This is a genomic window from Corallococcus sp. M7 (genome assembly GCF_054512695.1).
In genome coordinates this window covers 1,988,629-2,009,290 of record NZ_CM137252.1, presented here as the reverse complement: position 1 = coordinate 2,009,290, position 20,662 = coordinate 1,988,629, and the positions used below count along the sequence as shown (strand labels likewise).

Genomic DNA, 20,662 nt, shown 5'->3' with positions numbered 1-20,662 from the left:
CCACGGACCTTCGCTCGCGCCTCCATGACATCATGCCCGGGCAGCGCCCCTCTCTCCTTGGAGTCACCATGCGCCGTTCATTGATGCTGGGCCTTGCCGTCGTCGGACTTCAGTTTGGCTGTGGAATGGACGAAGCCGAGCAGCGCGCGGCCTCCGAGCCGGAGCGGCGCGTGGACGCGCTCTACCGCTGCACGACCGACTCCTTGACGATCTATTACAGCGACGCCACGTACACGACGGAGGTCGGCTCGGATCGGTGCTTCTGCGGCAGGACTCCCTTGCGAACGGGCCAGTTTTCCCCGTACGCGCTCACGGGATTCAGTGAGGAATGCCCCGGGCTCGCGCCGGCGGCCCGGTAGCCCTCCGACACCGGAGCCCGCGGGCAGGGGGGCGCTCCCCTCCCGCGGGTGGAACCGGCCCACGAGCGGGGAGCCAGCCTCGCGCGGCTTCGCGCGGCCGCGACTCCCATACTTCCTCCTGGTGTCTTTCATGAGGAGAGCGAAGGAATGGCCGTGCGACAGGGCCAGGAACGGACATCGCCCGGGCGTCCCGCGCCCGAGCCTTGCTCGTCCATCCAGGCCCTCGATGCCCTGGAGCGCATCTCGGACGCGGTCTTCGCGCTCGACCGCTCCTGGCGCTTCACCTACCTCAACACGAGCAGCGAGTGGCTGCTGCGCCGCCCGCGCCAGGAGCTCCTCGGGCGCAATGTGTGGAACGAGTTCCCCGAAGCGCGCGGCTCCATGTTCGAGCAGGAGTACCAGCGGGCGCTCCGGGAGCAGGTCCATGTCGCGTTCGAGGCCTACTACGAGCCCCTCGATGCCTGGCTGGACGTGCGGGCGTACCCCTCCTCGGAAGGCCTCACCGTCTGCTTCCGGGATGTGAGCCCCCGCAAGCGCGCTGAATACGCGCTGCATGAGTCGGAGAAGTTCCTGCGCTCCACGCTCGACTCGCTGTCCACGCACATCGCCATCCTGGATGGCCAGGGCACCATCCTCGCCGTCAACGCCGCATGGAAGCGCTTCGCGAGCGACAACGGCTGCGCGGACGACGACGCGCGCTGTGGCGTGGGCGCGAACTACCTGGAGGTGACGGAAGCCTCGCAGGGAGAGAACGCCGAAGAGGCCGCAGCCGTGGCGAAAGGCATCCGCGACATCCTCTCCGACCGCAGCGAGTCGTTCCTCCTGGAGTACCCGTGCCACGAGCCCTCGGGAGGCAGGCAGCGCTGGTTCCTGCTGCGCGCCACGCGCTTCATCGGGTCGGGCCCGCTGCGCGTGGTGATGGCCCACGAGGACATCACCGCCCGCCACGAAGCCGACGAGGCGCACACCCGACTGATCCGGGAAGAGGCTGCCCGCGAGGAGGCGGAGGCCGCGCGCGAGCGGCTGAACGCGGTGCTCGAGCGCATCACCGACGGCTTCGCCGCGTTCGACCGGGACGGCCGCTTCACCTATGTGAACCGGACCGCGGAGACGCACTTCGGCCTCAAGCGCGAGGTGCTGCTGGGCCGGCGGCTGGAGGAGGTCTTCTCCGGCGACCACGGTTCGGCCATGGCGACCCTGGTGCGCCGGGCGGCGGAGGCGCAGCTCCCCGTGGAGGAGGAGCAACCCTCCATCATGGACAACCGCTGGCTGCGCGTCGTGGCGTACCCGTCCCCGGAGGGGCTCTCCGTCTACTTCCGCGACATCACCGAGAAGCGGCGCGTTGAATTGTGGGGCCGCTTCCTCTCCGACATGGGCGCCGCCAGCACGCGCACGCTGGACTGCGGTGAGGTGGTCCGCACCGTGGTGACGCTCGCGGTGCCCACGCTCGCGGACGGCTGCGCCATCGCCACGCGGGGCGGCTGTCTTGATGAGGGGTCCTCCACCGAGGTCGCCGCCGTGACGCCCGGGCTGGCGGACGCGCTGCGAGCGGCATGCGCCCCAGGGTCCGAGACCCCGTTGGGGCGGACCGTGGCGCGGACGCTGCGCGCGCAGGCGGGGGTGCTCCAGCCGGGGCCCGCCGCGGACAGTCCCGGAGTGGAGTCCGCGGTGGCCGTGCCGCTCATCCTCCAGGACCACTCCCTGGGAGTGCTGCTGCTGGTGTCCGCGCACCCGGGCCTGCGCTACGGCAAGGAGAGCCTCCCCCTCGTGGAGGAATTGGCGCGGCGGACCGCGCTGGCGTTGGAGAACGCGCGGCTGTACCGCACCGCGAAGCAGGCCGTCGCCGCGCGCGACGAGACGCTGGGCATCGTCTCCCATGACCTGCGCGCGCCGCTGAACACCATCTCCCTTTTGTCCCGCGCCGCGGAGCGCAGCCTGGTCCGGACGCACGAGGAGGCGAACGCCGCGGAGGCCCTGCGCAAGGTGCGCCTGGTGGTGGGCAACATGGAGGGGCTCATCGACGACCTGCTGGAGGTGGCGCGCGTGGAGTCGGGGCGCACGATGCTGGACGTGGAGCCGCTGGACGTGCCCCGGCTGCTGCACCAGGTGCAGGCCTTGAACGAGCTGTTGGCGGCGGACAAGGCGCTGCGGCTCGAAGTGGAGGCCGAGCCGGACCTCCCGCGGGTGCGCGCGGACCGGGCGCGCCTGATGCGCGTCTTCCAGAACCTGGTGGGCAACGCCATCCGCTTCACCCCGGCCGGAGGCCACATCCTGCTCAAGGCCGAGCGCTGGGGGGACCAGGTGTGCTTCCGCGTGGTGGACTCGGGGCCGGGCATCGACGCGCAGTCGCTGCCCCACGTATTCGACCGCTTCTGGCAGGCCATCCACACGCGCAAGGCGGGCGCCGGCCTGGGGCTCGCCATCGTCAAGGGGCTGGTGGAGGCCCACGGTGGCCGCGTCTGGGTGGAGAGCAAGCCAGGCCACGGCGCCGCGTTCTTCTTCACGCTGCCCGGCATCCCGGCGGCCTCCGCGGGCCAGACCCAGGGCGACGCAGCCAGCCCGTGACGTCACTCGCGGAGCGCTGGCGCGGGTCTAGAATGGGCCCGTGCCGTCCGCTTCCCGCCAGGCCTGATCATGTTCTCCACCGTCTCCGTCGATGGCGTCGTCCAGCGCTGGGAGGACCTGCGCCTGCACGACTTCTCCCAGGGCTTCTTCTTCGGCGCGGGCTTCTTCACCACGTTCCGCATCGACGCCGGGCAGCCCCGGTTCCTCGCGCGGCACCTGTCCCGCCTGCGCGGAAGCCTGGACGCGTTCCCCACCGCCGTGCGCGCTCCGGTTCCCTCGCTGCTTCGCGAGGACGCCGTGAGGGAAGCCCTGCGCCGCTGTCTCACCGCGGATGCGGCGATGGGTCCCCGCTTCACCGGCGTGGGCAAGCTCGCGGTCAGTGACGGACACGTGCTGTGCACCTTCCGTCCCCTCCTCACGGAGCTCGAAGCCCTTCACCGGCAGGGCCGCGAACTGGAGGGCGTGGAGGCCGGGGCGTACCGGCGCGCGGAGCGCACGGTGAACCACAAGGGCCTGGCGTACTTCCGCCAGCACGCGCTGATGCCGTGGATGCCCTTGCTCACCAACGAGGCGGAGGAGGTCTGCGAGCTGCCCACCGCCAACCTCTTCGTGCAACTGGACGGCGCGCTCGTCACCCCGCCGCTGTCCGCGCCGTGCCTGCCGGGCATCGCGCGAGCGGTGCTGCTGGCCATGGCGTCCGTGGATGGCCTGCCGGTGGTGGAGCGCGTGCTGCCGCTCGCGGACCTGGCCCGCGCGCAGGCGTGCTTCTACAGCAACGCGGTGGCGCTGGCCGTGGGCGTCCCCAGGCTGCTGGGCCGGGAGCTTCCCGACAGCCTGCGGCTCGCGGAGCGGGCCCGCGCCGCGCTGGAGGCCCGGGCCATTCGCGAGGGCTGAGCCCGTGGCACACTCGGCGGCCATGAACCGCTCGCTCGTCATGGTCCCCCGCTGGGCCGGAAGCCCCGACACGGACTTCTATCCCTGGCTCACCGCGAAGCTGCGCACGCCGCCGCCCCTCTTCGACGACGTCCGCACGCTGGCCATGCCCACGCCGGGAGCGCCCACCATCGACGGCTGGGTGTCCACGCTTGGCGCGGAGGTGGGCCCGGTGCCCGCGCCCTCCACCGTGCTCCTGGGCCACAGCGTCGGCTGTCAGGCCGTGATGCGCTACCTGTCCGCGCTGCCTCCGGGACACACCGTGGAGGGCGCCGTGTTCGTCGCGGGCTGGTTCGAGGTCGACACTCCCTGGGACACGCTGCGGCCCTGGCTGGACACGCCCATGGACTTCGAGCGGATCCGCGCCGCGCTCCGCCGCTGCGTGGTGGTGCTGTCGGACTCGGACCCCTTCACGTCCGACTTCCGCCGCAACACGCGCCTCTTCGAGGAGCGCCTGGGCGCCGAGGTGCGGCTCGTCCCCGGCGGACGCCACTTCAACAATCCCCAGGAGCCCGCCGTGCTGGCCACGCTCCAGGAGTGCTTCGGCGCCTCACGCTGAGCAGCCGGCCGGGCAGGCACCGGACATGGCAATTTTCGCGAGCACCCCCATCTTTGAGCCACTTGGAAGGACTTCCTTCAACGACAGGGGGCTCGACATGGAGACGAAGAAGCCAGACGAGAAGCAGGTCCAGCGCCAGGGCATGAGCGAGGACGAGAACCTGCGGCACAAGGGCGGTGGGCGCGAGTCCGAGGCGGACCGGCACGCGGGCCCGAAGCCCGAGGGCAACGGCGGCACGGGGCAGCCCGCGGCGTTCCCGGAGCACAACTGACGCGCGGGGACCTCACCGGTTCCCACGGAACGGCCCGAAGCCGCTTTCGTGGGAGCCGGAAGCCGTTAACCTGGGGCGCATGAGCGCTCCCTACGTCTCCCGCGTCCCCTTCGAGTCCGTCCACCCGAAGACCCTGGCCGTGTACTGCTCGGACGGGCGCTTCACCGAGGCCGTGGAGGACCTGGCCCGCCACCTGGGCCACCCACGCATCGACACGCTCACCATCCCTGGCGGCCCCGCGCTCCTCAACCGCTGGGCGTCCGACTACCTGGAGAGCGAGGGCTTCACGAAGGCCGCCCGCTTCCTCATCGAAGGCCACCACATCGAGGACGTGCTGATGCTGGCGCACGCGGGGTGCGGCTACTACCACGCGAAGCACGGCGCGCTGGGGCCGGACATCGCCGTGGAGCAGCAACTGAAGGACCTGCACTTCGGCGCGAAGGAGCTGCAGACGGCGTACCCACACCTGCGCATCCACCTCTATTACGTGCGCCCCCACGGCAAGACGATCGAGTTCGAGCCCATCCCCCGCGAGGGCTGAGGCCCGAAGCGACAGGCGTCCGCCGACCTGATACGGGGACGCGCGTGAAGACACATGACGTAGGCAGGGCGCTGCTGGCGTTGTCCCTGGGTGGCTTTGGCATCGGGACGACCGAGTTCGCCACCATGGGCATCCTCCCGCAGATCGCGAGCGGGCTGGAGACGACGATTCCGCTGAGCGGGCATGTCATCGCCGCCTATGCGCTGGGCGTGGTCGTGGGAGCGCCGCTGGTCGCCATCGTGACCGCGCGGATGTCGCGCCGGGCGCTGCTGCTCTTGTTGATGGTGGCGTTCACCCTGGGCAACACGGCGTCGGCGCTGGCGCCCACGCTCGACACGCTCATCGTGGCCCGGTTCATGGCGGGCCTGCCACACGGGGCCTACTTCGGGGTGGCCTCCGTCGTGGGAGCGGAGCTGCTGGGAGCCGGGCGCAAGGGCCGGGCGGTGGCGCTGATCATGGCCGGGCTCACGGTCGCCAACATCGTCGGCGTGCCGTTGGCGACGTTCCTGGGGCAGCAGTTGGGCTGGAGGAGCACGTTCCTGCTGGTCGGTGCCATCGGGCTGGTGACGCTCGCGGCCCTCTGGCTGTGGGTGCCGCACGTGGCGTCACTGGGAGGAAGCAGCATCCGTCAGGAGCTGTCCGCGCTGAAGCAGCCGCAGGTGTGGTGGACGTCGCTGGTGGGCGCGGTGGGCTTCGGGGGGTTGTTCGCGGTCTACAGCTACATCGCGCCGACGCTGACGATGGTGTCGGGCCTGCCCGAGTCGGGGCTGCCGTGGGTGCTCGCCCTCTTCGGCGTGGGCATGACGGTGGGGGCATTCCTGGGAGGCCGCCTCACGGACCACTCGGTGTCGCTCGCGATGTGGGTGGGGTTCGGCGCGACGACGGTCGTGATGGGCCTGTTCGCGCTCACGGCCCAATCGCCCTGGGCGGCGGTCCCGCTGGTGTTCCTCATCGGCATCGCGGCGCAGTTCCTCGCGCCCGCGGTGCAGGTGCGGCTGATGGAGGCCTCGCCCGGCGCGCCCTCCCTGGCCGCGTCGATGTCGCACTCCGCCCTGAACATCGCCAACGCGGCGGGAGCGTGGCTGGGCGGCCTGGTCATCGCGGCCGGGTATGGCTACCTCGCGCCGGCCTGGGCCGCCGTCGCGCTCACGCTGGTCGGTGCCGCGCTCTTCGCGGTCGCGAACCGAAGCGCTCCCAGTCCCGCCCCGGCACGAGCCGAGCACGCGTAGCCATGCAAGACGGCGCGGCAGTCGCGAGGACAGCAGCGCTCAGCGCGCCCTGTCCTCACGGGCCACCACGTCTTGTAGCCCGCTCCGGAGCGCGTCCAGCAGTGACGGAGGGTCTCCCACGCGGAAGGCCTGGAGCCCCGCGTCGAAGTCCGCGCGAGCACCCGCGACATCACCGCGCTGGAGCCGGAGCACACCCCGCTCGTGAAGCAGCTCGGGGTCCACCGCGTCGCCCTGCTGGGACGTGAGTGCTTCCGTGAGGTCCTGCTCCGCGGCGTCCTTCCGGCCCGCGCGGGCTCTGCACCGGGCCCGCTGCTGGAGCAGCCACGGATTGCCCCGGTCCTCCGCCAGGGCCGCCGTCCAGTCCGCCTCCGCCTCCGTCAGCCGGCCCAGCGCTTCCAGCGACTCCGCGCGCTTCATGTGCAGCACCAGCGCCTTGCGGAACCCCGCCGCCTCCACCTGCGCGAACTCCTCCACCGCCTCCGCGTGCCTGCCCAGCCGGGCGAGCGTGAGCGCCCGGTGGTAGCGCGTGGCCACGTGGCCCGGCGCAAGCTCCAGCACGCGGTCGTACCAGGGGAGCGCCTCCGCTGGCTGGCCGCCCCATACGCCCAGCGTCAGCCCCACCTCCACCAGCACCCGCACCTGCGTCGGATGCGCCTCCGCCAGCGTCCGGGCCAGCGCGAGCGCCGACGTGTAGCGGCCTCCCCGGCGCAGGCGGTCTACCTCGCGTAGGGGCTCGGAGAGCTCCGGGGGCCACGCCTGTCGTCCGTTGCGTTCCATGGGGGGCGGTCGTCCGGGATTTCGCAGGCACATCCCGGGGTGTCAAGGCAGCGACTTGACCCGGAAGCCCGGTCGCGCGAAGAGCGCTGGCATGAAGCCCTGGGAAACAGTGGAGCGAGCGCAGGTAGCGGACGTGGGCGAGGTCGTGCTCGCCAGGCGGGACGAAGAGTACGTGCTGCGCGTGCGAGGCCAGACGTTGATGTCCAGCCGCCAGCATGGCTCGGAGATGGCCATGGCCGAGGCCGGCTGCGCGAACCTCACGGCGGACGCGCCCGCCCGGGTGCTCGTGGGCGGGCTGGGCTTCGGCTTCACCGTCCGCGCGGTGCTCGACCGCCTGGGGCCGGGCGCCCGCGTCGTCGTCGCGGAGCTGATGTCCCCGGTCGTGGAGTGGAACCGGGGCGTGCTCGCGCCGCTGGCGAAGGCGCCGCTGGAGGACCCGCGCGTCACCGTGGTGGAGGGTGACGTGGGCAAGGTGATGCGCAGGCAGCAGGGCGCCTTCGACGCCATCCTGCTCGACGTGGACAACGGCCCGAAGGCCATGACCCACCCGGACAACGACAGCCTCTACGACCTCACCGGCGTGTCGCATGCCTACAACTCCCTGCGCTCCAACGGAACGCTGGTGGTGTGGAGCGCGGGGCCCTCCGTCGCGTACGTGAAGCTGCTGGAAGAGGTGGGCTTCTCCGTCAACCTCCTCCACCCCTCGGCGCACGGCACCAAGGGACCGAAGCACACCCTCTTCGTCGCCCGGCGCGTGCCCAAGGCGAAGTCGCCATCATCGTCGTCCCGGCCGCCGTCTCGAAAGCGCTGAGGCACACGAGCATTCTTCCCCTCCGGAGGTGGCAGCCCATGCGGTGCGTCCAACTGTTCCTGCTTGCCGTCATCCTCGTCAGCGGCGTGGGTCATGCCGCTGAAACGGAGCCGATGCCTCCGCACACGACGTTCACGCTGCCGTCGAAGAAGCTGAAGGAAACGCGGCGCATCAACGTCTACACGCCGCCCGGCTACGACGCGGCGAAGGGCGTGCGCTACCCCGTCCTCTACATGCCCGACGGCGGCGAGCAGGAGGACTTCCCGCACGTCGCCACCACGGTGGACACCGCCATCCGCGCCGGGGAGATGCGGCCCGTCATCCTGGTCGGCATCGAGAACACCGAACGGCGCCGGGACATGACCGGGCCCACGCAGGTCGAGGAGGACAAGAAGATCGCCCCGCGCGTCGGAGGCTCCGCGGCGTTCCGCGCCTTCCTGCGCGACGAGTTGATGCCCCACGTCCGCCGCAAGTACCGCGTCACCGACGAGACGGCCATCATCGGCGAGTCGCTCGCGGGGCTGTTCATCATGGAGACGCTCTTCCTCCAGCCCGGGATGTTCGGCACCTCCATCGCGCTGAGCCCCAGCCTCTGGTGGAACAACGAGGAGTGGGTGCGCAAGGCCGGCGACACACTCAAGGCGAAGCCGGACCTGAAGGCCACGCTCTACATGGCCTCCGCCGGTGACGACGTCGCGTCCGAGGCCGGACGCCTGGCCGAGACATTCCGCGCGAACGCGCCCACGGGCCTGAAGTGGAGGTACGAGCCCCGGCCCGACCTGCGCCACGCCAACATCTACCGTTCGATGGAGGCCAAGGTGCTGCGAGAGGCCTTCGCGCCCACCTCCACCACGAAGGCCGTCCCCTGAGCAGGTAGAGCCCGCCGCTACGGCGCGAGCCGCGCGGTGCCGGTCCCCACCACCTCCGGAGGCCGCATCATCCCGGCCGTCACGCGCAGGCCCAGCCAGCGCGGCGTGAAGCGCGTCACGTTGGACTGCAGCCAGTTGCGCCACCCCGGCACCACCGAAGCCCGGCCCTGGTCCAGCGCCTTGAGGCCCCGCAGCACCACCTCCTCCGCCGTCGCCATGGGGCCGACGGCCGCCTGCTGGGTGCCCACCACGTCGAAGAACGCCGTCTTCACGGGCCCCGGGCACAGGGCGGTCACCCGCACGCCGCGCTCGCGCGTCTCCTCCGACAGCGCCTCCGTGAAGGACAGCACGAACGCCTTGGTGGCTCCGTAGATGGCCATGTACGGGACCGGCTGGAAGCCCGCGGTGGAGGCCACGTTGAGGATGCCGCCCACGCCGCGCGCGAGCATGTCCGGCAGGAACAGGTGGCTGGTGTCCACCAGCGACGTGACGTTGAGCATCACCTGCTCGTGCTGCCGCGCGAACGGCGCCGCGTCGAAGGCCCCGTGCGTGCCGAAGCCCGCGTTGTTCACCAGCAGGTCCACCCGCAGGCCCTTCTCCTGGCAGCGCGCGTACAGCTCGCGGCCCGCGCCCTCGCGGCCCAGGTCCAACGCGATGACCTCCGCCTGGATGTGGTGGGCCTCCTTCAGCTCCGCCGCCAGCGCGCGCATCCGGTCCTCGGAGCGGGCCACCAGGATGAGGTCCATGCCTCGCGCCGCCAGCTCTCGGGCGAACACCTCTCCCAGGCCGGAGGACGCGCCCGTCACGAGCGCGCGGTGGCCCGCGTAGGGGAAGGCCTTGCCCCGAGGGGCGGCCGGAGCGACGGACGAACGAACAGGGGACTGGGACGAGGTCGTTTGCATGGGGTTAGAATGTGAGCGGTCGCTCACGTTCTCAACTCGCGTGGTGCTCACATTTCCTTGAGGAGGCCTCATGCCCCGCCGTCCCCTTCCCTCCCGTCGCAGGGCGCCCCGCCAGGAGCGTGCGCAGGCCACGGTGGATGCCATCCTCACCGCGACTGCTCGCGTTCTGCTCAGGGATGGCTATGAGGCCGCGAGCACCAACCGCATCGCCCAGGAGGCAGGGGTGAGCGTGGGCTCGCTCTACCAGTACTTTCCCAGCAAGGAGGGGCTGGTGACGGCGCTGATGGAGCAGCACCGCGCGCGGTCGCTGGCGGACTTCGAGGCCGGGCTGGTGCCGCTCGCCGGGCAGCCGCTCCCGGTGGCGATGCGCGCCATCATCCGGCAGGTGCTCGCGGTGAAGCGGGAGAACCCCCGCCTCCAGCAGGCGCTGCACGAGCTGATGCCGCGGATGAAGCAGTGGGGCCTGTCGGATGCGTACTCGCAGCGGCTGCACCGGCTGGTGCGGGCGTTCCTCGCGCCGCGCATCGAGGACCTGCGCCCCCGGAACCTGGACATGGCGGTCTTCATCCTGGTGAACACCGTGGAGGCGCTGTGCCACACGGCGCTGACGGACCGGCCGGACTACGTGGAGGACGACGCGTTCGTGGATGAAATCGCGGCGCTCGCGGTCGGGTACCTGCGGCCGGAGCCGGCCCTGGCGCGTCCCCGGCGCGCGACGCGGGAGCGCGTGGCCCGCATGTGACGGGCACAACGTCCTTCCGCGAGGAGGGTCCGACGCGTGGCCTTGGAGGGGCATTCGCGCGCGTGGACACCCTCCTCGCGGGAGGAAAGCGGTGCGTCAGGACGGCGCGGGTGCGCGGCCCAGGGGAATTACCAGCGGCCCGGGCAGGTCCGGCCGCGACACCACCTCCACCTGCAACCCGAAGGTGCCCGCGATGAGGCCGGGCGTCAGCACGCCCGAAGGCGTGCCCGTCTCCACGCACCGGCCCTGGTCCAACACCGCGATGCGGTCCGCGTACCGCGCGGCCAGGTTCAGGTCATGCAGCACCGCGAGCACCGCGCCGCCCTCCTGCGCGAAGGCGCGTGCACGCTCCAGCACCAGGTGCTGATGGGACAGGTCCAGGCTCGCCGTCGGCTCGTCCAGAAGCAGGTAGCGGTGGCCATGCACGGGCGGCGTCCACAACTGGGCCAGCACGCGGGCCAGTTGTACGCGTTGCCGCTCGCCACCGGAGAGCGTGGTGTACGCGCGCGAGGCCAGGTGCTGCGTGTCGGTGGCATCCAGCGCCGCGCGGGCGATGTCCAGGTCGGACGCGTCACCGCCCCGGCGGACATGCGGGCTGCGGCCCAGGACCGCCACTTCCAGCGCGGTGAAGCCGAAGCCCAGCGAGGACTCCTGAGGCAGCACGCCCAGCCGCTGCGCGCGTTCCACGTAGGGCCACTGGTGCAGCGCGCGGCCCTCCAGGTACACGTCGCCCGTCTTGCAGCGCAGCTCGCCCGACAGCGCCGCGATGAGGGACGACTTGCCCGCGCCGTTGGGCCCCACCACGGCGAGCACCTCTCCGGGCTGGACCTCCAGCGACAGCGGACCGGCCACCCTGCCCCGCCCGCGCCACACCTCGATGCCGCGCGCCTCCAGGCTCATGCCGCCTCCTCGCGAGCAGGCCACACGATGGCGCCATCACCCGGCGCGGCGCGCCCCGCTTCATGTGCCTCGCGGCTCATGCCGCCCCCTTGCGCGCGAGCAGGCCACACGACGGCGCCATCACCCGGCGCGGAGCGCCCCGCTTCATGTGCCTCGCGGCTCATGCCGCCCCCTTGCGCGCGAGCAGCGCGATGAAGGCGGGCACGCCCAGCACGGACGTGAGCGCGCCCACCGGCAGCTCGGAAGGAGACGCCAGCGTGCGCGCGAGCAGGTCCGACGCGAGCAGCAGCGACGCTCCCGACAGCGCGGACGCGGCCAGCAACCTGCGGTGGTCCGGGCCAAGCGCGATGCGCAGCAGCGCCGGGACCAGCAGGCCCACGAAGCCAATCATTCCGCAGAACGACACCGCGGCTCCCACGCCCAGCGCGGCGGCGAGGATGAGCTTGCGCTTGAGCCGCTCCACGTCCACGCCCAGGTGCCACGCCTCACGCTCGCCCAGGAGCATCAGGTTGAGCGCGCGCGCCTCGCTCAGGAGCACCCCCAGCGTCACGGCCAGCGGGAGCGCCGCGGCGCCCACGGTCTCCCAGGACGCGCCTCCCAGGCTGCCCAGGCTCCAGAAGGTGATGGTGCGCAACTGCGCGTCCGACGCGCTGTGCGTGAGCAGGCCCATGCCCGCGAACGCGCCCGCGCTCACCGCCACGCCCGCCAGCAGCACGCGCGGCGTGTCCGTGCGCCCTCCTCCCGTGCCCAGCCGCAGCGCGAGCACCGTCGCCGCCAACGCGCCCAGGAAGGCCGCCCCCGGCACCACCAGCATCCGGAGGGGCCCCACGTGCGCGGCCAGCGTCACGTCCAGCACGATGGCCAGCACCGCGCCCAACGCCGCCCCACTGGACGTGCCCAGCAGGCCGGGCTCCACCAACGGATTGCGGAAGAGGGCCTGGAGCGCGGCGCCCGTCGTCGCCAGCACCCCGCCCACCATCACGGCCATCAGCACGCGCGGCAGGCGCAAGGTGAACAGCACCGCGCGCTGCCTGGCGTCCATCTGGTGGGAGGCCTCGCCCAGGCCCAGCGCCTCCCAGAGACTTCCGAGGATGGCGGACGGCGGCACCGTCATGGAGCCCACCGCCAGCGACGCCAGGACCATCAACGCCAGCAGCAGTCCCAGCGTCACCCAGGGCCCCACGCCCGGCACCCGGGAAGGCACCGGACGCGACGCGGGCACGGGCATGGCCTCCGACGCGCTCATTTGGCGCCGCCCTTCGCCGAAGCCGGAACCGGGGCCACCGCGTCCTGCACGCGGGCCACCGCCTGGCCCAGGTTGGGCCCCAGCCCCATGAAGTCCACGTCCTCCACGGTGACGAGCTTCCAGCCCTTCACCTGCGACAGCCCGGGCAGCTTCGCCAACCCCTCCGCGCCGCCCACCGCCGACACCGAGCTCGCGGGCAACAGCACGAACTCCGGCGCCGCCGCCACCACGGCCTCCGCGCCCAGCGGCTTGTAGCCCGGCAGCGAGTCCGCCGCGTTCACCGCGCCCGTCAGACGGATGAGCGTGTCCGCCACGGTGCCCGAGCCCGCCACCATCATCGTCCCCGCGCCGCGCGCGTAGATGGCGAGGATGCGCGGCGGCTTTACGCCCTTCACCCGCGCCGCGCGGTCCGCCGCCTTCTTCAGGTCCGCGTCCAGCTTCGCCACCAGCGCCTTGCCCTGCTCCGGCGTGCCCAGCCGCTCCGCGATGCCCTGGATGCGAGCGCGCGCCCCCTCCACCGTGGGCTCGTTGGCGAACGTCTCCACCGCCATGCCCGCCTGCTTGAGCTGCTCCAGCACCGGCGGAGGTCCGGCCTCCGCGGAGCCCAGGAGCAGGCCCGCGCCCAGCGACAGCACTCCTTCCGCGGACAGCGCGCGCTGGTAGCCCACCGTGCGCACCTTCGACGCCTCCGGCAACGCCGCGCTGGAGTCGTCCACGCCCACCACCCGGTCGCCCGCGCCCAGCGCGAACACCGTCTGGGTGACAGCCGGTCCAATGGTGATGAGCTTCGGCGCGGGCTTCGCCACCGGAGGCGCCGCGTGCGCCGCCAGCGCGAACAGGGCCGTGACGAGCCCCCACTTCGAGGCCGTCCGCCTCATGACGCCACCTCCACCGCGGGCAGCGTCCGGACCAACTCCTCCATCAGCGTCCGCCACGCAGGGGACTCCAGCTCGCCCGGCTTCCGCTTGCCGAACAGCAGCGCGATGTTCTCTCCCGCCTTGTCGAACAGCTCCAGCGAGGTGACGTCGCCATCGCGCGTGGGCTTGCGCACCACCCAGGCGGTGTGGACGTGGTCCGCGCGCACGTGCAGGTTGAAGCCCGGATCCATCACGTTCATCCACGGGCCCATGGGGCGCACCGTGCGCACCGGGCCGGTGTGGATTTGAATGGCGCCCGGGTTGCCCACGAACACCATGATGGGCAGCTCGCTCGCCGCGGCGCGCTCCAGCGTCCAGCCCAGCGAGTCCGGCGCCACCGGCTTCGCGAACTCCGTCCCCGCCAGCCGCAGCGCCTGCGTGCGCGCCACCTTGAACCTACCGAGCAGCGCGAAGAACTCGTGCGTGTCCTGGAGCGCGCGCCAACCGGCCTTGAGGCCCGGCGTGTCGATCTCCGAGTCCGGCCGGGGCTCGGCGGGAGGAGACGCCGGTATCACGTCCAGCACGTGGCCCTGGTCCTCGTGCTGGAGCTCGCGCACCAGCCCCTCGAAGGCGGCGACGTTCGCGTCGTCCTGGAGGTATATCTTGTGCACCGCCGTGCCGGCGGCGTCGAACACCTGGAAGCTGCGGCGCACCTGGCCGGAGAGGTCCTCGCGCAGCGCGAAGACGAAGCACCAGCGCGACAGGAACAGCCGCAGGTCGATGTCCTCGTCCAGCACCAGCGCCCGGGCGCCGTGCAGCTCCACCTTGCGGTAGATGCCCTTCTTCTCATGCACCGCGGACGCGTTGCGCGTGAGCGCCATCACCCGGCCCAGCGACTCCAGCCGGGGCAGCAGCACGTCCAGGCGCGGCTCCAGCCGCACCAGCTCACCGCTCAGGCCGGTGGCGAGCAACTCCGCCTCGCTCACGCCCAGCTTGTCCGCCGCGTCGCGGATGCGCAGGCGCGGCTCGGCTTCACGCAGGGCCTGCCAGCGCTCCCGCAGCGCGGCGAGCGGGCTTGCCACCTCCTCCGTGCGGCCCATCACGGCTGCCCCCCGGCCGGCGCGGCCACCGGCGCCCAGAGCAGCTTCATCATCGCGGGCGTGCCGGCGGCGTCGTAATAGGCCTGCACCTGCACCTTGAAGTACGCGCCGGAGTCCGAGCGCACGACGTAGAGCTGGTCGCGCGGCGTGAGCGTGTGGGTCGGCAGGTCGTAGACGTACCAGCCGTCCCCCAGGTTGAAGACGGTGTCCGGACTGTCACCGGTGTCCGGACCGTCCGCCGCGTCCGTCAGGTAGCCGGAAGCGGGCGCCTGGGTGAGCGCCGCGAACGTCGTGCCCGGCACGATGGCCACCTGCACATTGCCCGTGCCGCTGACACCGCCGCGCGCCTTCACCGTGTAGCGCTGGAAGGCCAGGTCCCAGACCGCGTCCTCCGTCGCGCTCACCTGCTTGCCCGTGTCCAGGTCCAGGCCAATCCACACCGCCCCGTCGGTCGCGTCGACGACGGAGGTGAACGAGCCATCGCCGTTGTCGTGGTGCTTCAGGTTCGCGCCGTCCTGCGGCGTGACGACGGGGTCCTCGTCCTCCTCGGGCCCTGGCGTGGGCTGGAGGTCGTCACCACACGCGGTGCCCAGGCCCGCGATGAGCAGCGCCGTGCAGGCGCGGCCCAGGAAGCCGGGACGGAAGGGAATGGGGAACATGCGGACTCCTTCAGTGTGCTGGGGTGAAGAATCAGAACCGGGTGGAGACACCGGCCTGGAGGGTGCGGGGCGGGATGGGCAGGTCCGTCGGATTGCCCGCACCGGTGAGGTTGCTGCCCACTACGAAAAGCTGGAGCCCGCCCGCTGGCATGAGCCAGGCGACTCGGGCATCCAGGGAGACGGTGGGGCTGGCACGGTAGGAATCCGCCACACCGTCTCCGTTGGTATCGGGATAAAAGGGGCGCTCGCCGGTGAGCGCGCCGCGCACGTTGGCCTCCAGGCCCCACTGGCGGTGGCGCCACGTGGCCTGCGCGGTGAGCCGGTGCCGCGCCTGACCCTCCAGCGCGCGGTCCAGTTCCTGGTCGGTGCCGTCGGTGAGCGTGTAGCCCAGCTCCACCTGGATGCGGCCGGGCAGCGTCTGTCGCAAACCCAGCTCGCCGCCGCGTACGCGGGCCCGGGCGATGTTGATGTACGAGTAGCGCAGGAAGTCGCCCTCGGACTGGAGCGACGCGGTGATCATGTCGCGCAGCGAGTGCTGGAACACGCCCACCCACACCACGGAGTCACGCGTGGGGCGCGTCTCCACGTTGAAGCTGAAGCTGCGCGAGCGCTCCGGCTTCAGGTCCGGGTTGCCGCGCACGGTGTAGCCCACGGACGGGTTCTCGAAGTCGATGAGCAGGTCCTGGAAGCTGGGCGCGCGGTAGCCCCAGCCGTAGCTGCCGCGCACGGTGAGCCACGACAGCGGGTCCACCTTCAGCGCGAAGCGGGGCGTGAGCGCGAGCCCGAACTGCGAATCCACGTCCACGCGTCCGCCGCGCACCGCCACCAGCCCCAGGCGCTCCCACAGCGTCCAGCTGTCCTGCGCGTACAGGGAGCCGCGCCCGCGCCGCCCGCGTCCGCCGTCCAGCCGGTCCGACTGGAGCCATTCGCCCAGGTACTCGGTGCCCACCACCAGCGCGTGGCCGCCGCCAGGACGCGCGTCCATCTGCGCGCCCACGCGGGCCTGCTGGTCGCGCGTGTCCTCCACGCTGTCCAGCGCGGAGGCGTTGCGCTGGTCGCGCAGATAGCGCCGCTCGTAGTGCCCGTAGGACACGTCCGTGCGCAGCGACACCTTCTCTCCCAGCCGCCAGGTCGGTGACAGGCGCGAGGTGAAGGTGTTGTCGCGGGTGGCCCGGTCGAACACCGCGCCCGCGGCGCCCAAATCCACGCCGCGCTGGATGCGGTGTGAGTAGGACGCGGTGCCCTCCAGCGTCATCGTCTCCGAGCCACGCCAGTCACCGCGCGCGGACAGGTCGTAGCCGCTCAGCGTGCTGCCCGTGGTGCCGATGTCCGAGGTGTCCAGGTCGTAGGCGTCGCGCCGCTGGAGCCCGGCGCTCATGCGCAGGCCCCACGCGTCGCCGCGCGTCTCACCGGTGGCGTCCAGGTCCAGCCGGCCCAGCGTGCCGTACGCGGCGCGCAGGTTCGCGCCCAGGGTGCGCTGCGCGCGGCGCGTGATGAAGTTCACCACGCCCGCCACCGCGTCGCTGCCGTAGAGCACGGAGCCGGGGCCCTTCACGATCTCGACCTGCTCGATGTCTTCCAGTGACAGGCGCGACAGGTCGACGTCGCCGTCCACCTTGCCGGTGACGCGCTCGCCGTCCACCAGCACCAGCACGTACTCCGGTGCCAGGCCCTGCATGGACAGCCCGGAGCCGGAGAAGCCCTGCTGCACCACGAAGCCCGGGCGCGCGTTCAACAGCTCCGACGCGTCTCGCGCGCCGCTGGCGACAATCTCCGAACGGGTGATGACCTCGGTGGCCACCGGCGTCTCGCGCAGGCGCTCCTGCGTGCGGGACCCCGTCACCACCGTCTGGAGCGCGGGAGGCTCCTCCACCGGAGGCGCGGGCTTCGCGGGCACGGCCTCCGCGTCAGACGGCGACGCGGCCTGCGCCACGCCTCCATCCGCGGACGGCACATCCTCCGCCCGGGCCAGGCCGGACAGGGCACTCCACAGCAGCGCGCACAGCCACCAACGCCCGGACATCCCGCGTCCTCCCGGCACGAAAGCCGGGCGGCCTCCGCTCACCGGAAGCCTGTCGGGCGCTGGGCTCAGGGGCCTCGGGCCTCAGGAAACACACTGCCGCGAGCCCCTTACCGAAGGCCCGTTCCCGCGAAGCGTCTCAGCCGCGTTCACCCCGGGAAGCACCGCCACCCCGTGGCTCCGCCGAAGGCCCGGCCTCCAGGGGCACCACCTGCGTCCGGTGGCACCGGCGGCACTTCAGCTCCACGCCGCCCGGCACCAGTCGCGCCAGCAGGCTGCCGCACATGCAGCGCAGCTCTCCGGCACTTCCCTGTGGCCCGCATCCCTCGTGCATCGCGGCTCCCTGCGTTCGATGGGGCCGGACGATATTGATACTGACTATCAAAGTCAAAAGACTTCCAGTGAACCCTCCAAGTGGGCGTCCGGAGGAGGACCGGCTACTTCGTGCCCGTCTTCGCCTCGGGGCGCGGGGCGGGCGTGGCGGCCTTGGGGGCGGTGAGCAGGGGCACCCGGCCATCCGGGTAGAGCGCGGTGAGGCGGTCGCCGCGAAGCTCCAGCGCGGCCAGGTGGCGGCCGTAGTGGGTGCTGAGGCCCGTGTCGATGACGATGACGCGGCCAGCGAAGCGGATGGAGAGCCGGCCATCCTTGGACGGCGTGTGGCCCATCACCATGCGGCGGGCGCCGAAGCGCTCCAGCACCTGGGTGAGGCCCGCGTCCCACTTCGCTTCATCATCGATGGCGTAGCCGCGGAACCACACCGGGCCCTGCGGATCCACGCCGCCACCCGGCGCCTGTCCTGGCGTCAGGTCCTGCCAAACCCAACGGTTCACCTCCTCCAACGTGGTGCCGGGGACGGTGGGCGCCAGGCCGCCGTGGAGGAAGAGCGTGTCGTTGATGCGGATGACCGCGGGGTGCGAGCGCAGCCACTTCCCGTAGCGTCCGTCCGCGGCGTAGGCGGCGGCGTGGCCGTGGAGTCCCTTGGGCTCGCCCGGGCCGTCAGCGACAGAGGACTGATCCGCGAAGGAGGCGAACTCGCCGGGCGTGACGTAGCGCAGGTCGCCGCGCATGTTCATCAGCTCGTGGTTGCCCAGCAACGGGTGCACGCGGCCGCCGGCCTTGCGCGCCTCGGTCTCCAGGCGCATGAGCAACTCCAAGGCGTCGCGGGTGTGGTCGCCGCGGTCTGGGATGTCCCCGGTCTGCACCAGGTGCGCCTTGCCGCCAATCCAGCGGTCCTTCGCGTCGATGAGGCCCGCGAGCCGAAGCACTTCCTTCAGCGCTTCCACGTCGCCATGCACGTCCGCCACGGCGACGATGCGCTCGACGCCCGTGAAGACGAACGGGTCCTGGGGCTTCGGGGCGGCGGCACCCGCGAGCGCGGGCAGGAGCAGCAGGGACAGGAGAACGGGACGCACGGGCTTCCTTCCTTCGAAGAAGGAGGAAGCCTAGCGCACGTCCCGCGTGGGCCTACGCGTTCGCGGCGGCGTAGATGTCCAGCAGCGTGATGCCCGCGACAGCGCCGGTGGCGGCGAGCAGGCGGCCCTTGCGCACGCCCGGCTCACGCAGGCCCTTGCCCATGGTGGCCAGGTCGAGCGCGTCACCGGCCACTCGAGCCCACAGCCACGGGCGCTTCTTCGCGGGGCTCAGCAGGGCCACACCGGCCGCGAGCTCCCGGGCGCCGTAGGCCCGCACCCACTTGTCCCCGCGCGAGATGCCGAAGAATCGGAGCAGGTTCCACGCACCCAACAGCTCCGTGACGCCCAGGCCCACGCTGAACCAGCCCAGCGCGCGCGGCAGCTTGCTCATCGCCTTCGCCATGACACCGCCTCCTCGAACAGAAAGGTCCGGTGGAAAGCTGGAGGCGTCCCCGGCGCACGCCAAGACCCCTGGCCGCCCAGGCGCGGATGCATGCAGGAAGGCAGGCAGGCGACGGAGCCCCTGCCCTACGGGGCGTTGCCGCGGAAGCGGGCCGGAATGGCGCGCAGGAGCTGCGGATCCTTCCAGTCCCAGACGCGCTCCGGCGCGCTGTCCACGTCCACCGGCACGGAGTTCCACGCGTGCACGTCGTAGGAGGTGGAAGCGCGCCAGTGGAAGACGAAGCTGAACGCGGCCGTCGCGGCGAGCACGCCCACCAGGGCGCGATGCCGCCGGGGCGCATCCACCGCGAGCTGCACGGGGTACGCGAGAAAGACGATGAGATAGGGCAGCACGTCCGTGAAGAAGCGCGGCCCCACGGAGTGCCCCGCCCACCAGACGGGGAACGCGGAGATGGCCACCCAATGCAGGAGCACGATGACGGCGAAGGCCTTCTCGGAGGCTTCCAGCTCCCGGCTCCTCCAGCGCTGGACGAACCCCACCCCGGCGAGCACCAGGAACGGCGAATACAGCAACAGCCCGCGCGACGGGCTCACCAGGTTCGTGGCCAGCGCCATGAAGAAGCGCGAGCCCATGACATCCAGCGGGTGCGTGTAATACGGCGACAGAATCGATCCGTAGAGGCGGAGGTTGTACCCGCAGAACGGCAGCGCCACGAGCGCCGCGCCCGCGAAGTACGCGGGCAGCAGCCGGTGGAAGCGCAGGACGAAGTACGCCGTGACGACGACCACGGTGAGGGAGTGCGTGGGCCGGCACACATACGCGAGCGCCACCGCGAGCCCGGCGAGGAACGCGGTGCGCTGTGTCTGCGCGGGCCTCGACAGCAGCAGCACGACACAGGCGATGGCGAGCAGCCCGGGGCCGTGCTGCCAGAGGACGCGGCTGGCGGTGGAGTACGCCGTCGTCCCCAGCCCGAAGAGCAGGACGGTGACGAGCGCGGCGCGGGCGGACACGCGCCTTCGCAGCGCGACGAGCAGCACGCCCGCGGCGGCGCACACGTAGAACGACGCGATGAGGTTCTCGGTGCGGTGGAAGGAGCCCAGGTCCACCTTGCCGGTGCTCCGGAACAACTCCAGCCACGCCAGCGCATCCGCGCCGGGAGCCCCCAGGTGCCCAAGCAGCGGCCGGCCCAGCGAGAACAGCCCCTCCGCGGCCGCGAGGAACGGCAGCGCGGAGACCATCACCCCGGGCGGGTACTCGTAATAGGTGTGGCCGCCGTAGACGCCTCGGGCGTACGCGGTCGCCGGGGTGAACGACGGCGCGTACTCATCCAGGTCGGCGTTGCCCTCGTGGAGGATGCTGGCCGCCGAGGGGATGGACCACAGCGAGTCCGTCTGCATCTGCACCTGGCTCGTGGTGTAGACCGCGAACAAGCCCAGACACAGCAGCCAGGCCGCGAGGGCCGAGGCCGCGAAGCCGCGAGGGGACGGGGAGGACGCCGGAAGCATGA

The 20,662-nt window shown here is 71.8% G+C and carries 22 protein-coding genes; 10 read left to right on the top strand and 12 right to left on the bottom strand.

What is annotated here, in order from left to right:
• Positions 1-68 precede the first annotated feature (68 nt).
• From ACX114_RS08435 to ACX114_RS08405, 7 genes are all read left to right on the top strand, one after another.
• Positions 69-359, top strand: coding sequence for a hypothetical protein (locus tag ACX114_RS08435; protein ID WP_459296458.1), 291 nt, complete (start codon positions 69-71; stop codon positions 357-359).
• Between the two features lie 147 nt (positions 360-506).
• Complete coding sequence (locus ACX114_RS08430) at positions 507-2,924, top strand: PAS domain-containing sensor histidine kinase (protein ID WP_459296456.1); 2,418 nt, start codon at positions 507-509, stop codon at positions 2,922-2,924.
• Positions 2,925-2,993: 69 nt separating this feature from the next.
• Positions 2,994-3,818 carry an aminotransferase class IV gene (locus ACX114_RS08425; protein ID WP_459296454.1) on the top strand — a complete coding sequence of 275 codons (825 nt, stop codon included), beginning with the start codon at positions 2,994-2,996 and terminating at the stop codon, positions 3,816-3,818.
• 4 nt (positions 3,819-3,822) lie between these two features.
• Positions 3,823-4,416 carry an RBBP9/YdeN family alpha/beta hydrolase gene (locus ACX114_RS08420; RefSeq protein ID WP_459296452.1) on the top strand — a complete coding sequence of 198 codons (594 nt, stop codon included), beginning with the start codon at positions 3,823-3,825 and terminating at the stop codon, positions 4,414-4,416.
• Positions 4,417-4,513: 97 nt separating this feature from the next.
• Positions 4,514-4,687 carry a hypothetical protein gene (locus tag ACX114_RS08415; RefSeq protein WP_014394505.1) on the top strand — a complete coding sequence of 58 codons (174 nt, stop codon included), beginning with the start codon at positions 4,514-4,516 and terminating at the stop codon, positions 4,685-4,687.
• Positions 4,688-4,766: 79 nt separating this feature from the next.
• Entirely contained in the window at positions 4,767-5,228 is a 462-nt protein-coding gene (locus tag ACX114_RS08410; protein WP_459296450.1) for a carbonic anhydrase, read from the top strand.
• Between the two features lie 44 nt (positions 5,229-5,272).
• Positions 5,273-6,457 (top strand): MFS transporter, encoded by a 1,185-nt coding sequence (locus ACX114_RS08405; protein WP_459296448.1) that lies wholly within the window; start codon positions 5,273-5,275, stop codon positions 6,455-6,457.
• A gap of 39 nt (positions 6,458-6,496) precedes the next feature.
• On the opposite strand, the gene ACX114_RS08400 is transcribed toward ACX114_RS08405, so the two are convergent.
• Complete coding sequence (locus ACX114_RS08400; RefSeq protein WP_459296446.1) at positions 6,497-7,234, bottom strand: tetratricopeptide repeat protein; 738 nt, start codon at positions 7,232-7,234, stop codon at positions 6,497-6,499.
• A 91-nt stretch (positions 7,235-7,325) separates the two neighbouring features.
• Here ACX114_RS08400 and ACX114_RS08395 point away from each other — a divergent pair, with 91 nt between their 5' ends.
• Complete coding sequence (locus ACX114_RS08395; protein WP_459296444.1) at positions 7,326-8,045, top strand: spermine/spermidine synthase domain-containing protein; 720 nt, start codon at positions 7,326-7,328, stop codon at positions 8,043-8,045.
• Between the two features lie 38 nt (positions 8,046-8,083).
• Entirely contained in the window at positions 8,084-8,914 is an 831-nt protein-coding gene (locus ACX114_RS08390; RefSeq protein WP_459296442.1) for an alpha/beta hydrolase, read from the top strand.
• 17 nt (positions 8,915-8,931) lie between these two features.
• Here ACX114_RS08390 and ACX114_RS08385 read toward each other — a convergent pair whose 3' ends face one another.
• A complete protein-coding gene (locus ACX114_RS08385; RefSeq protein WP_459296440.1) occupies positions 8,932-9,816 on the bottom strand; it encodes an SDR family NAD(P)-dependent oxidoreductase in 885 nt (294 codons plus the stop codon).
• A gap of 70 nt (positions 9,817-9,886) precedes the next feature.
• Here ACX114_RS08385 and ACX114_RS08380 point away from each other — a divergent pair, with 70 nt between their 5' ends.
• Positions 9,887-10,558: a TetR/AcrR family transcriptional regulator gene (locus ACX114_RS08380; RefSeq protein ID WP_459296438.1), complete on the top strand. Its 672-nt coding sequence runs from the start codon at positions 9,887-9,889 to the stop codon at positions 10,556-10,558.
• A 96-nt stretch (positions 10,559-10,654) separates the two neighbouring features.
• Here ACX114_RS08380 and ACX114_RS08375 read toward each other — a convergent pair whose 3' ends face one another.
• The 10 genes from ACX114_RS08375 to ACX114_RS08330 form a co-directional block, all read right to left on the bottom strand.
• Complete coding sequence (locus ACX114_RS08375; protein ID WP_459296436.1) at positions 10,655-11,458, bottom strand: heme ABC transporter ATP-binding protein; 804 nt, start codon at positions 11,456-11,458, stop codon at positions 10,655-10,657.
• A 160-nt stretch (positions 11,459-11,618) separates the two neighbouring features.
• Entirely contained in the window at positions 11,619-12,704 is a 1,086-nt protein-coding gene (locus ACX114_RS08370) for a FecCD family ABC transporter permease (protein WP_459296434.1), read from the bottom strand.
• On the bottom strand, positions 12,701-13,582 hold the full coding sequence (locus tag ACX114_RS08365) for a heme/hemin ABC transporter substrate-binding protein (RefSeq protein WP_459296432.1): 882 nt from the start codon (positions 13,580-13,582) through the stop codon (positions 12,701-12,703). Before ACX114_RS08365 ends, ACX114_RS08370 begins: the two co-directional genes overlap by 4 nt.
• Positions 13,579-14,661: a hemin-degrading factor gene (locus ACX114_RS08360; RefSeq protein ID WP_459300095.1), complete on the bottom strand. Its 1,083-nt coding sequence runs from the start codon at positions 14,659-14,661 to the stop codon at positions 13,579-13,581. The genes ACX114_RS08365 and ACX114_RS08360 overlap by 4 nt, the downstream gene beginning before the upstream one ends.
• Complete coding sequence (locus ACX114_RS08355) at positions 14,661-15,320, bottom strand: HmuY family protein (protein ID WP_459296430.1); 660 nt, start codon at positions 15,318-15,320, stop codon at positions 14,661-14,663. The genes ACX114_RS08360 and ACX114_RS08355 overlap by 1 nt, the downstream gene beginning before the upstream one ends.
• Positions 15,321-15,351: 31 nt before the next feature.
• A complete protein-coding gene (locus tag ACX114_RS08350; protein ID WP_459296428.1) occupies positions 15,352-17,343 on the bottom strand; it encodes a TonB-dependent receptor plug domain-containing protein in 1,992 nt (663 codons plus the stop codon).
• A 136-nt stretch (positions 17,344-17,479) separates the two neighbouring features.
• Positions 17,480-17,626, bottom strand: a complete 147-nt coding sequence (locus tag ACX114_RS08345; RefSeq protein WP_459296426.1) for a hypothetical protein — start codon at positions 17,624-17,626, stop codon at positions 17,480-17,482.
• A 151-nt stretch (positions 17,627-17,777) separates the two neighbouring features.
• Positions 17,778-18,752 carry a metallophosphoesterase gene (locus tag ACX114_RS08340; RefSeq protein ID WP_459296424.1) on the bottom strand — a complete coding sequence of 325 codons (975 nt, stop codon included), beginning with the start codon at positions 18,750-18,752 and terminating at the stop codon, positions 17,778-17,780.
• 52 nt (positions 18,753-18,804) lie between these two features.
• Positions 18,805-19,155 carry a hypothetical protein gene (locus ACX114_RS08335; protein ID WP_459296422.1) on the bottom strand — a complete coding sequence of 117 codons (351 nt, stop codon included), beginning with the start codon at positions 19,153-19,155 and terminating at the stop codon, positions 18,805-18,807.
• A gap of 125 nt (positions 19,156-19,280) precedes the next feature.
• Positions 19,281-20,660 (bottom strand): hypothetical protein, encoded by a 1,380-nt coding sequence (locus ACX114_RS08330; RefSeq protein ID WP_459296420.1) that lies wholly within the window; start codon positions 20,658-20,660, stop codon positions 19,281-19,283.
• Between the last annotated feature and the right edge of the window lie 2 nt (positions 20,661-20,662).